Source organism: Streptomyces panaciradicis (genome assembly GCF_023516615.1).
Taxonomy (GTDB): domain Bacteria; phylum Actinomycetota; class Actinomycetes; order Streptomycetales; family Streptomycetaceae; genus Streptomyces; species Streptomyces panaciradicis.
In genome coordinates, this window is record NZ_JAMGBF010000129.1 from 1 (window position 1) to 12835 (window position 12835).

The 12835-nt window shown below is 73.7% G+C and carries 8 protein-coding genes and 1 pseudogene; all 9 read left to right on the forward strand.

What is annotated here, in order from left to right; translation table 11 throughout:
- Window positions 1–255 (forward strand): annotated as a pseudogene (locus tag M8J74_RS33550) (DUF1963 domain-containing protein); the annotation flags it as partial.
- Between the two features lie 728 nt (window positions 256–983).
- Window positions 984–2309, forward strand: coding sequence for a tryptophan 2,3-dioxygenase (locus tag M8J74_RS33555; protein WP_249840044.1), 1326 nt, complete (start codon window positions 984–986; stop codon window positions 2307–2309).
- Window positions 2310–2366: 57 nt separating this feature from the next.
- Window positions 2367–3230, forward strand: a complete 864-nt coding sequence (locus tag M8J74_RS33560) for a hypothetical protein (protein ID WP_249840045.1) — start codon at window positions 2367–2369, stop codon at window positions 3228–3230.
- Window positions 3231–3309: 79 nt separating this feature from the next.
- The gene (locus M8J74_RS33565; protein WP_249840046.1) at window positions 3310–3597 is read left to right on the forward strand and encodes an acyl carrier protein; all 288 of its coding nucleotides are present in this window, start codon (window positions 3310–3312) and stop codon (window positions 3595–3597) included.
- Window positions 3594–8045 carry a non-ribosomal peptide synthetase gene (locus M8J74_RS33570; RefSeq protein ID WP_249840047.1) on the forward strand — a complete coding sequence of 1484 codons (4452 nt, stop codon included), beginning with the start codon at window positions 3594–3596 and terminating at the stop codon, window positions 8043–8045. Before M8J74_RS33565 ends, M8J74_RS33570 begins: the two co-directional genes overlap by 4 nt.
- Before the next feature lie 138 nt (window positions 8046–8183).
- Window positions 8184–9500: a CurL C-terminal domain-containing protein gene (locus tag M8J74_RS33575; RefSeq protein ID WP_249840048.1), complete on the forward strand. Its 1317-nt coding sequence runs from the start codon at window positions 8184–8186 to the stop codon at window positions 9498–9500.
- A gap of 47 nt (window positions 9501–9547) precedes the next feature.
- Window positions 9548–10630, forward strand: coding sequence for a class I SAM-dependent methyltransferase (locus M8J74_RS33580; protein ID WP_249840049.1), 1083 nt, complete (start codon window positions 9548–9550; stop codon window positions 10628–10630).
- A complete protein-coding gene (locus M8J74_RS33585) occupies window positions 10627–12015 on the forward strand; it encodes an MFS transporter (RefSeq protein WP_249840050.1) in 1389 nt (462 codons plus the stop codon). The genes M8J74_RS33580 and M8J74_RS33585 overlap by 4 nt, the downstream gene beginning before the upstream one ends.
- Window positions 12016–12087: 72 nt before the next feature.
- Window positions 12088–12831, forward strand: a complete 744-nt coding sequence (locus M8J74_RS33590; RefSeq protein ID WP_308406150.1) for a GNAT family N-acetyltransferase — start codon at window positions 12088–12090, stop codon at window positions 12829–12831.
- Window positions 12832–12835: the final 4 nt, after the last annotated feature.

Sequence of the window (12835 nt, forward strand, 5' to 3'; positions counted from 1 at the left end):
GACATCCTGGACCGTTTCGAGGATGCCGCCCGGGACGCGGCAGCAGGCGGCGCTTCGCACGGAGTCTCCATCCAACTCGGCGGCTGCTCGAGCCCCTGGCAGTTGGCACCGGACGAGGGCGACCTCGTTCTCCTGGCCCAGATCCACGGCCAGTCCATCGACTCAAACGTCTACACCCAGACCCTGATCGTCGGCACCCGCGAGGACATCGCAGAGCGCCGGTACGAAGCCCTGGAGTACGCGCAGCAGGTGTGAGCAGCCCCTGGTTTGCTCCCTGCGGTGTGTTAACAGCCTTCAAGTGACAGCGCCATGCCGACCGGTGGCAAGAGGGGCCGAAGCCCCCGGCTTTGTCGCCCCTGGCAACGGCAAAGGCCCCGCGGAAGCTCGGGGCACCACCGCCACATGGGATGCAGCGGGATGGGCCAGGAAGTCCTCAACCTCTTCGCTCCAGGGGACCGGATGGGAGCCGTGCGGTAGGCCGGGGGGCTCGCCGACAAGCGCACACGGACGTCACCCGCCGGCCGGCATGTCGGCCACCGTCCGCAAGTGAAATCCGTGCAACCGTCCCGACGAAGCCACCGCGCATCAAGCAGGGCAGATGCGCCAGATGGACCCGGCAGGAACCATGCTCTTCCACCTCCACGGGACGTAGCGACAGAGCAGCTGGAGGGCGCAAGGTCTGCGGAAAAGGGCGTAGTCGACGAACCGACCTTCACCGTCAAGCCCGCCGAGGGGCCTGGTCGTCAGCCTGGTAGGGCGGGCCCGGCACGTCGGCACGTCCCGCTCGTCACGCGGTTCCGTGACCGAAAAGCGGTGACTGTTTCAGGCTCTGTGACGGGTGGAGGATCGGTGGCGCACAAGGAGATCAGCGCCGGGCCCCTCGGAGAGGGCCCCTGGTCTTCGAGTGCCACCGCCTGCCTTCCTGAGAGAGGCCCACCCATGCCCGTCAGCCCTTCCGTTCGCGATCCCGAGAGGACCGGACGATGACTTCGGTGCCCGCCGTCACGGCGCCCGCACCGACGGACTCACTCGCCGACACCATGCGCGCGCTCGACCTCTGGCAGCGCACCGCCGAACCCCACGCCTTCCCCTACCTCACGCTCCTGGGCCATCTGCGCGCCGTGGGCAAGCACTTCCTGGCCGAGGAACTGCTCGAGCAACTGGCCCTGTTACGTGGCACCCTGCCTCGCGTCGCGTCCCTGGACGCTTCTGCGTCGGGCGGCACGGCCCAGGAGAGGCAGCCCTCAGGCCGATTCCTGCGCACCTTCCTCGACGTCGTCCTGGACAAACACGACCACCGCTACGACTACCCCAGCTACATAGCCCTGCCGCTGCTCGCCCGGCCCTCGGCCGTCCCCTGGCAAGAGGCGCGCCGGCTGCGCGACGAGACGCTGCTTCTGCTCCTCGCCGACCTCGTGCACTTCGAGCAGCAGGCCCTGGGCGACGATCCCGCAGCTCCTCACGGCATGCCGCCCGGGGCGGACCTCGTGGCCAAGCGCATCCGGCTGGCCGTCCGTGTCATGGAGCCGGCGGCGCTGCGCATCCTGCCCCCAGGGGTCGTGGACCCGGCAGCGGTGGCGGCCGTGCCGGGCCGCAGTCCGGGGTTGCCCCTGGCCCGCGCCGTACTGCGCACCGCCACGGCACACGACGAACTGATGCTCTCGGCCACCATGCAGCCGGTGTACGTGCTGCACGACGAGTACCTCTTCCTGCGGACCCTGCAGTCCTTCGAGACGACGTTCTCGTTCATGTCGGCTTCCCTGGCCGCGGCCGTGCGCTGCCTCGGCGAGAACCGTCCCGAGCAGGCCGCTGCCCGCGTCGGCGCGGTGGCCGACGTACTCAAGGAATCCCTGCCGCTGTTCTCCCTGCTCGCCACCATGCGCCCGGAGGCCTTCCGCACGTTCCGCGACTTCACCGAGGGCGCCAGCGCCATCCAGTCCGCGGGCTACAAGACCTTCGAGTCCCTCTGCTCCACCCCGGCCGCCGCCCGCCTGGACTCGCCCGCCTTCACCTCCGTGCCCTCCGTGCGCGCCCGCGTGCTGCACGGTCGGCCCACCGTGCAGGGCACCTGGTCCGACCTCGCGGCCGCGCACCGGCTGACGCCGGAGGCGGAGACGGCACTGGACACCGCCGCCGCCCGGCTGGAAGCGGTGCACCAGCGGTGGAAGCAGACGCACTACCGCCTGGCCGTGCGGATGCTCGGGGAACGCACCGGCACCGGCTACACCCAGGGCGTGCCGTACCTCGCGTCGGTCCTGGACAACCGTCTCTTCCCTGCCGGCGACCGCGACAGCGCCCTGGTCGGCTGATCTCTCCTCCCCCCGACCCCTCCTCCCCACGACCCCTCACCCGGAGCGTCCACCACCATGAGCAAGCGTGCCCAGATCGGGCGGCCCGGGCCGGCCCGCCGACTGATGAATCCCGGCGAGGAGGACCCGCTCTTCCGGTACGAGTACGACCGCGGCAGCAACTACGAACAGGACACCCGGCTCACCGAGGCCCTGTCCGCGCTGCTCCCGGAACGATCCCTGGTCCATCCGGACCAGCGGCTCTTCCAGACGATCCACCTGATCACCGAGTACGCCTGGTGTGCCATGCACTACGAGATGCGGCGCGCCGCCGCCTCGCTGCGCGCCGACGACGACCTGCTCGCCGCCCAGCTCCTGGAGCGCGCCGCATCCCTCGGAGAGGTCACGGTGCGCGCGGTGCGCATTCTTCAGGACCACCTGCCCCAGGAGAGCCTGCTGACGATGCGTGAGACGTTCCCGGAGAACACCACGGGGCTGGACTCACCCGGAGCTCGCAACCTGCGCCGTGCGGCTACCGCGCTGTGGCGGGAGGTGGAGGCGGCCGTCGCCCGGGCAGGCCTCCGCCCGCGCGAACTCGTCTCGGCTCAGGGCCGTCTCGCTCCTCCCACAGACGGGGACCGCGCGCCCGCCCTCGCGTTGGTCCGCCAGGCGCTGCTGCGTCTGGACGACTCCGTCGCCGCCTGGAAGCACCACCATCTGCGGATGGTCTGGTCGCAGCTCGGCGGCCACCCGGAGGCCACCTCGCCGACGGCCGGCTCCACCCCTGCGCGCCCGGACCTCGCGCAGGCACGTGACGACCTGCCCAAGAGCCTGCGTGGGCAGTCCACGGCCGGTGTGCGGGCCATGGCCGACCGCAGTCTGTTCCCGCGGCTCTGGGACGCCGTGGACGAGACCTACCGCGACCTCGTCGGCGAGGGATAGCCCCTCGTCGCCGCGGCGGACCGGCCCCGGCCCGCCCGCACCCGCCTCCCCCCCTCGACCGAAGGACATGACTGCTGTTATGGCGACCGAAGCAGCGGCGCACGGAACCGACGCACTCATCGCACTGGTGCACCAGGCCTGGGCCGACGTACTCGGCCATGAGGAGTTCACCGACGAGGACCACTTCTTCCAGATCGGCGGGAACTCCCTGGACGCCGTCCAGATCATGGGCCGGCTCGGCACCGCCCTCGACCGGCGGCTGCCGGTACGGCTCCTGCTGCGCCATCCCACCGTGCACTCCCTGGCCGCCGTGCTCGCCGCGCCGGAACCGCACGCCCCCGCCGCGGCTCAGGAGGCCGGCGCATGAACGCCATTCCTGCGGTACCGGTCTCGGCCGCCCAGACCGAGATATGGCTGGCCGACCGCTGCGAGCCGGAATCCGGCCGCTACAACGTTCCCGTGGCCCTGCGTTTCGAGGGCACCCTGGACCTCCCCGTGCTACGCCGCGCGCTGGCCGACCTCCTCGTGCGCCACCCGATCCTGGCCGGCCGGTTCGACGCCGAGGAGGGCGAGCTGCGCTTCGTGCCCGAGCCCGCGGCGGTCGTACCGCTCGGCAGCTTCACCTGCCCGGGGCCCGTGCGCTCCGACGCCGCGCGCCGCGCGGCCGTCGAGGCGGCGCAGCGCCCTCTCGACCCGGCGGCCGGCCCGCTGGTGCGTGCTGATGTCCTCCACCACGACGACGGAGCCGTCGTCGTCCTGACGACCCATCACATCGTGGCCGACGGGCGAACCCTGGAGGTGCTGGCCGACGACGTGCTGGCCGCCTACCGGGCCCGTCACGCGGGCCAGGAGCCACCGGCGGCTCGGCCCGCCCCGATGTCCCCGGCCACCGTGCCCGCCGAGCCGACGGCGTACTGGGAGCACCTGCTGGACGACGAGCCCGTCGCCCTGGCGCCGCTGCCCGACCTGGTGCGCGCCGAGAGCCGGCTGCGCGGCACGGCGGCCTGGACCGAGCGGACCTTGTCCGAGCAGCGACTCACCGCTGTGCGACGTATCGCCGTACGCGACGGCGTCACCCCGGCCACGGTCCTGCTGGCCGCCTGGACCCTGCTGCTGCACGCCTGGTCCGGAGAGCAGGACGGCGTCCTCGGCATGCCGTTCGCCGGACGCCATGCCCCGGGCACCCAGGACGCGGTCGGCCTGTTCACCCGTGTCCTGCCGGTGCGCAGCCGCCTGGACGGCGCCGAATCCTTCGACGGGTACGCCGCGCGCCTGGGTGAGCAGGTCTGGGACACCATGGAGGCGTTCGCCGAGGCGGGCGAGCCGGCCGCCGCGACGGCCCCCCGCTACGCGGCGGTGTTCCTCCACCAGCCGCGCGCCGACCGTCCGCAGCAGGTCTCCGGCGCCACCGTGCACATCACCCCACTGGACACCGCCTCCGCAAAGTACGACCTGGCGCTGGCCGCCCAGGAACACCCCGACCGCCTGGTGCTGCGCGTCGACTACGACGCGGCCCTGTACACCCCCGCCTCGGCACAGCTGATGGTCCGCCAGCTCGACGCCCTCCTCGCCGCCGCCGAACGGCCGGGAGCCCGCTGCCTCGACCTGATCACGGCACTGGCGGACGCGCCCGCCGCCGACGGCGGATCGACCGCCCGGCCACGGCACCTGCCGGCATCCAGCGTCCCCGCCCTGGTCCTGACCCAGGCGAGCAGCCGGCCCGACGCGGTCGCCGTGGTCCACGGCGACCGGCAGATCACCTACGGCGCCCTGGTGCGCGACGCGGCCCGTGCCGCCCACTGGATGCACCGGGAAGCCGGCGTCGCCGAGGGCGACGTGGTGGCGCTGCTGCTGGAGCCCGGGATCCGCACCGTCGCGCTGATGCTCGCCGTGACCCTGGCCGGCGCGGCCTACCTACCGCTCGACCCCGCCTACCCCGACGCCCAGCTCCACCGCATCCTCGACGACGCCCGCCCCCGGCTGCTGGTCACCGAACAGTCCGCGACCCACCGCGCCCCGCGGGACCTGCCGGTGCACGGTGCCGACGACCTCGAACTCCTGGCCTCCGGCCTGCCGGACACCCCTCCCGCCACCGCCCTGGGCCCGCGAAGCCCCCTCAACGTGCTGTACACCTCCGGCTCCACCGGCCGGCCCAAGGGCGTCCTGCTGCACCACGGCGGCGTACTGCGGCTGATGCACCAGCCCGACTTCCTGCCCCTCGGGACCGACGACACCGTCTCCCACCTCTCCCCGCTCAACTTCGACGGCGCCACCTACGAGATCTGGGGCGCCCTGACACACGGGGCACGGCTCGTGGTCCTGGACAAGGAGCTGGTGCTGGACCCGGTGTCCCTGCGCGGGGCCGTGCGCGCCCACGGCGTCACCACACTGCTGGTCACCACCCCGCTGCTCAACCGCATCATCGAAGACGCCCCGGACCTGCTGCAGTCGATGCGCCGGGTGTACTTCGGCGGCGAGCTGGTCTCCGTACCGCACCTGCGCAAAGCCCTGCGCTGGGCCCGGCCGGGCACCCTCCTGCACAGCTACGGCCCCACCGAGAACTCCTTCACCTCCACCTGGCACCCCGTCGAGGAGATCCCGGAAGGTGCCCGGACCGTGCCGATCGGACAACCGGTGCCGGGGACCCGCCTGTACGTCGTGCTCGACACGTCGGACGGCTCCCTGGTCCCGGCCCCGGCCTACGCCCCCGGAGAACTGCTGCTCGGCGGCGAGGGAGTGGCCCTGGAGTACCTCGGCGATCGCCGGCGCACCGCCGAGCGCTTCGTCCCCGACCCCTTCGTCCCCGAACCCGAGGCCAGGCTGTACCGCACGGGTGACCGGGTGCGGTGGAACGCCCAGGGACAGCTGGAGTTCATCGGCCGCGACGACAACCAGATCAAGATCCGCAGCCAGCGCGTCGAACTGGGCGAGGTGGAGTCCGCGCTGCGTGCGCACTCCCGAGTCACCGCCGCGTTCGTCACCAGCCGCCGCAACGACCGCGACGAGAAGGAGATCATCGCCTACGCCGTCTTCGACCGGCCCGACGCGCACGCCGAAGTACTGCAGTACCTGCGCGCCTGTCTTCCGCCGTTCGCCGTTCCCGCGCATCTGGTGGCCGTGGACCGGCTCCCCCTGACCGCCAACGGCAAGATCGACCGCCGGCGGCTGCCGCAACCCGAGGACGCGGCCCCCGCCCCGGGGCCGTCCGCCCCCGCCGCCGTCGCGGCCCCCGCGGTGCCCTCGCATGTCGGACCTCAGCCCGAGCAGGCGGTGCACGCCGCCTGGCGCGAGGTGCTCGGGAACCGCCCGTTCGGACCCGACGACAACTTCTTCGACGTCGGCGGCCACTCGCTGCTGCTCGTCCGGCTCCAGGCAGCCCTGCGACGCGCGACCGGCACCCGGCCTTCCATGGCCGACCTGCTGCGCCACACCACCGTGCGCGCCCAGTCCCGGCTGCTGGGCGGCACCGACCCCACCGCTCCCCCTCGGACCGGCACGCGCCGACCGCCGGGCGACCGGCCGGGCGCAGGTCCGGACGCCATCGCCGTGGTCGGCATGGCGGCCCGGTTCGCCGGCGCCCTGGACCTGGAGGCCTTCTGGGACAACCTGCGCAACGGCCGCGACTGCTTCACCGAAGGCCCCGGCCCGCTGATCACCGAACTGCCCGGCGGAGAACGGCGCGTCGCCCGCTGGGGCATGACCGCCGGCGGCCCCGCCTACGACCCCGACCTGCTCGGCTTCAGCGAAGACGACCTGCACCACGGCGACCCCCAGCAGGGCCTGCTGCACGAGGCGCTGTGGTCGGCGGTCGAGGACGCCTCCCTGCGGCTGTCCGACATCGCCGCCCGCACCAGCCTGTACGCCGGGTGTGCCAAGGTCGTCGGCACCGACCCGCAGGCCCGGGTGGACGACGTGGTCAACGCCGATCCCACCTTCGTCGCCTCCCGCTTCGCCTACCTGCACGACCTGTGGGGCGAGGCCCTGATGCTGGACACGGCCTGCTCCACCGGCCTGTACGCGATCCACCTGGCGTGCCGCAGCCTGCTCAGCGGCGACAGCGACTACGCGCTGGCCGGAGCGGTGTCGCTCGACGCTGCCTCGGACGGCAGCTACCGCTACCGGCCGGGCTTCCTCTACACCGACGACGGCGTCTGCCGGCCCTTCGACCGGCGCGCCTCGGGCACCGTCGGCGGCTTCGGCGCCGGAGCGGTGCTCCTGCGACGCCTCGCCGACGCCGAACGCGACGAGGACCCGGTGTACGCGGTGCTGCGCGGCAGCGCCGTGAACAACGACGGCGCCGCCCGCATCGGCTATTCCGCCCCCGGCATCGAGGGCCAGGCGCGGGTGATCCGCGACGCGCTCAACGCGGCCGGGCTCGACGGAACGGACCTCGGCTACGTGGAGGCCCACGGCACCGGGACCCGGCTCGGCGACGCCATCGAGATCACGGCACTGGCCGAGGCGCTCGGCACGGACGGGCCCCCCGTGGCGGTGGGCTCTGTGAAGGCGTCCATCGGGCACTGCGACACCGCCGCCGGTATGGCCGGCTTCATCAAGGCCGTGCTCGCCGTGCACCACGGGCACCTGCCGGCGACCCCCAACGTGGCCGAGCCCATCGAGGAACTCGACGCCGCCGGCGGCCGGTTCTCGCTGCTGCCCCAGGGCCGGCCCTGGGCCGAGGAGAACGGACGCCCGCGCAGCGCGGGGGTCAGTTCCTTCGGCGTCGGTGGCACCAACGCACACGTCGTCGTCCAGGAGTACCGGCCGGCCACCCGGTCCGTCTCCGCCGGGCGCCGCGATCTCGAAAGGGTGTGACGCCCCATGGCCGCTTTCGCGACTTCTCCGTCATCCACCACCCCCTCCGCTTCCACCAGCACCCCGCCTTCCCCGGCCGATCCGGCCGGCCAGGGGTCCGCAGCGACCGTGCAGGGGCCGGTCCTCCCCTCGCCGTCGGTGCCCCACGTCCTGGCCCTGTCCGCCCGGGACGCCCGCTCCCTGACCGCCCTGTCCGAGCGGCTGGCGGACCGCTTGGCCCAGGCACCGGACACCGACCCCGACGACGTGGCCCTGACCCTGGACACCGGCCGCGAACGCTTCCCCTGCCGCCATGCCGTGGTCGGCGAGGACCTCGCCGCACTCGTCCGTCGACTGCGCGAACCCCTGCCCGCCGCAGCCGAAGCCCCCGCACCCCGGACGGACCGCACGAGCGCCGACGTCGTCCTGCTCCTGGACGGCTCGGGCGTCGACGGCCCGCCGGCCGACCTGCCCGGCACCGCCGACCTGCCGCGCCTGGGCGAGGACATCGCCCGGCACGCCGAGGACGCCCCCGCGGCGCGCGCCGTCGCCACCCTGTACAGCGCCGGCCGCTGGCTGCTGGACCGCCGCCTCACGCCGGTCGCCGTGCGAGGCGAGGACCGCATCGGCGCCCTGGCCGCCGCCGCACTGCGCGGCACGGTCTCACCGGCCGACGCACTGCGGACGGCCGCTGCCGGTCTCTGCGCACCCACGGCCGAAGACCCGCCCAGTCCGCGCGACGCGGTCGTGGTGAGGATCGGCCGCGCCACCCGGAACGGTCCTGCCCCCGGGCCGGAGGAACCGCTGACGTTCGACCCCGCCGACGGGGCGTCCGCTGCCCGGCTGCTCGCGCGGCTGTGGTGTCTCGGTCTGGACGTGGACACCACGCTCGGCCGTCCCGGGCGCAGGCTGCGGCTGCCCGGCCACCCCATGTGGCGCCGCGCCTCCGGCGAGCACCGCACGCAGGACACCGGCCGCCCGCTCACCCCTTACGAGCAGCGCCTGCTCTTCTACGACCTGGTGCGCCGCGGGACCTCCGGTGACCACGCCGTGGTCTGCGCCCGCGCCGTCGCGGGAGCAGCGCCGGAACAGGCCGCGCTGGCAACCGCGTTCGCCGAGCTGCAGCGCCGCCACCCCGCCCTGCGCACCGTCTTCGGCGAGCGCGGCGGGCGGTGGCGGGCGACGGTGCTGCCCCGGCCCCAGGCCGGCCCGGATCTGCTGCCCGCGGATCCGGCCGGCGCCCCCGAACGCCTGGCAGAGGCCGTCCGCACCTCCGCCGCCCGGCCCTTCGTCCTGCGCGACACCCCCTTGGTGCACTGCTGTGTCCAGGAGGGGCCGACGCACTGGGCGCTGGCCCTGGCCGTCTACGAGCCTCTGACCGCCTCCGTCACACCTGAGAACCTCACCGCCGAACTGCTGGGCCTGCTCGAGGAGATGGCGCCATCGACCGGTGCCGCCCTCACCCGCCCCTCCTGAACCGCCCCGCCGGGCGCTGCGCGCCCTCTCTACCGAACGGAACCCCGATGACACTGCTGCACACCGCTCCGGCCGTACCCGGCGAGGCGGCCGTCCTGCCCGCCGACTGGTACGGCGCCGCGCCCTCACCCATCGGCGTGGACCAGGCCTTCAACGGATTCGTCGCCGCCACCGTCGTTCACACCCTGGACCGGCTGGGCATCTGGGACCGCTTCGCCCAAAGCCCCTGCCTGGACGTGCCCGCCTTCGTCCGCGGCGCCGGGCCCGCGGTGCGCGAACGCATCGTGCGCGAAGTCCTGCGCGCCGCCGCCGTGTGCGGCTGGGTGCGCCTGGAGGACGGTGGGGACGCCGCCGTCCTCACCGACGCCGGCCGCGAGACGCTGCGCATGCGCGGCTACTTCACCTGGGCCGTCGGCGGTTACAGCGACGTCTTCTCCCGCGCCTTCCAACTGGCCTCCGGTGAGGCGTCGTTCGGCACGGACGTGCTGCGCGACGAGGCGATGGTCGCTCTCGGCTCCGGACAGAACGACCGCAACTTCATGTCCGCCACCCTCGACGAGGTACTCGCCGACGTCGACTTCGGCACCCTCGCGGATCTCGGCAGTGGCATGTCCGCCCGGGTCAGCCGCGTCGTCGCGGGCCGCCCCGGCACCCGCGGTCTCGGCCTGGACATCAGCGGGCCCGCCACCGAACTGGCCCACCGCACGATCGCCGAGGCAGGCCTGGAGGACCGGGTCCGGGCCGTCCAGGCCGACGTCCTGGACGTCTGCCACCGCGAGGCACACCGTGAGGCCATCAGTGAGGTGGACACGGTGATGAGCTTCTTCCTGCTGCACGACCTGCTCGCCGACCCGGCCACCCGGCCGCAGTTGTTCACCCGGCTGCGTGAGGCGTTCCCCGCCGCCCGCACCTTCGTGCTCGCCGACACCATGCTGCGGCCCGACGCCGAGAACGCGGCCACACTGCCGGTCTTCTCCCTGGGCTACGAACTCGCGCACGCGCTGATGGGCGTGCCCCTGCACACCAAGGAGACCTACGAGGAACTGTTCGCCGCCGCCGGTCTGCACCCGGTGCGCACCGTGCCCTTCGGCACCCCGCACTCGTGGCTGTACGTCCTGGAGGCACGGTGACCCTCCGCATCGTCGCCACCGTGCGGGAGTTCTCGCCACGCACCCGTGCCGTCCTGGCCGTCAACGCGGTCAACTCCTTCGGCGGCGGCCTGGTCCTGCCGTTCCTGTGGATCTACCTGGGCCAGGTGCGCGGCCTGCCCTCCTGGGTGCCCGCCGCGACCCTGGCCGTACAGGCGGCCACCGCCGTCGTCGGCGGCCTCGTCTGGGGCGCGGTTCTCGACCGGGTCGCCCCGCGGCCCGTCGTCACCCTGGTGATGTGCGTGGCGGGCGCCGGCACCGCGCTGTACGCGGTCGCGGTCTCCGCGCCCGCCGCGCTCACCGCCGCACTCGTCTACGGGCTGGGGATCAGCGGTGTGGGCACCGTCCTGCGCTTCCTGTACGCCGGTGCCGCCACCGCCCGGGAGCGCGGGCTGGCCTTCTCGGCCGACTACGCCGTCTTCAACGCGATGACGGGCCTGGGCGTGCTCGTCGGCGGCCTGGTCGCGGCCGGGGGGCCGGGAAGCGACGCGGCCCGCTTCGCCGCGCTCTACCTCGCCGACGGAACGACGTTCCTGCTGGCCGGGCTCGCCTTCCTGGTGCTGCTGCCGCGCATCGACGACCGCACCCCCGAGTCCCCCGCCCAGGCAGGGGAAGACCGCACCGTCACGGGGTATGGCGAGGTGCTCCGCCGGCCCGTACTCGCCGTGCTGTTCGCCACGCTGGCGCTGTGTTCCCTGGTGTCCTACGGCCAGCTCCGGTCGGGGCTGCCCGGCTATCTGACCGGCCACGGCGCCGTCGGGCCCGAGGGGTTGTCCGGCACGTTCGCGGTGAACATCGTCGTCGCCGTCCTCACCCAGGTGCTGCTCGGCGAGCGCATCCAGCGCGTGCGTCGCAGCGTCGTGCTGTCGGCCACCGGCGCGCTGTGGGCCGCCGCCTGGCTGCTGGTCCTGGCAGCAGGCCGCCAGCACGGCGCGCCGGCCACGGTGTCGGCCATGCTCGGAGTGCTGTTGCTGTCGGTGGGCGAGGCCCTGGTCTTCCCTGTGCTGACCGGGCTGATCAACGACCTCGCCGAGGAGCGGGTGCGCGGCCGGGTCAACGCGATGCTGTCGGTGGCGATCTCGGCCGGATCGGTGGCCGGTCCGCTGCTCGCCGGCGCGACCCTGCCGCTGGCCGGGGGTGCCGTACTGATCGTCGCCCTGGCCGGGGTGTGCGTCGGTGTCGTCCTGGTCGGCACGGCCCTGCGGCGCACCCTGCCCCGCGCGGCCGACCTTCCGGCACCGGAGGGCGACGCGGTGAACCCGACGGACCCGGCCGAAGCCGCAGAGGCGGCCGACAAGGCCGAGACGGCCGTCAGGACCGCGGTGACCGACGCCGCCGACACGGCCCCGGCCGCCCCCCTCTCGTAGGTCGTCACAACAGGCCCGTCCGCCGGCGCCACCGGCCCAGACCTCACCAGCAGTCGAAGGAGACACGCCGCCATGAACAACTGGCCGCTGAGCGCCCTGCGCGTGACCACACCACTCGTGGAGCTGCGCTGGCCCACTTCGGAGGATCTCGACGCCCTCGCCGACCGCGCCGCGGAGGGGGTGCACGCACCCGGCTTCATGCCCTTCTTCTCGCAGTGGACGGACGGCGACCGCGACACCGTCGCGCTTCGCGTCCTGCAGCGGCACTGGCGGGCGGCGGCCGAGTGGCGCCCGGACGACTGGACGCTCTACCTGGCCGTACTGCACGACGGTGAGGTCGTGGGCTCGCAGTCCCTGGGCGCACGGGACTTCGCGGTGACCCGTGAGGTCCTGCTGACCTCCTGGCTGGGGCTGCGCCACCAGGGACGGGGGCTGGGGGGCCATGCCCGTGCCGCCGTGCTGGAGCTCGCCTTCACCGGCCTCGGCGCGCTCGACGCGTTCTCCGTGGTGCGCCGCGGCAATGCCAACTCCCAGGCCGTGTGCCGCAAGTTCGGTTTCACACCGGACGGGACGCAGGTCAACGCGGTGCGCGGCGAGCGCGCCGTCAGCGACCGCTACCGCCTGGACAGGGCTGCCTGGCAGGCGTCGCGCAGCATCCCCGTGCAGATCACCGGCGTGGACGAGGCCCTGAAGATGTTCGGCCTCCCCTCCGCCCCGGCGCCCACCGCCCCACCGGGCCGGGGCGCGCGATCGGACCTCGCCGCCCTGCTGTCCGGAGTGCACTACGCGCCCGCCCCCGACCACGCCGACACCTGAGAGG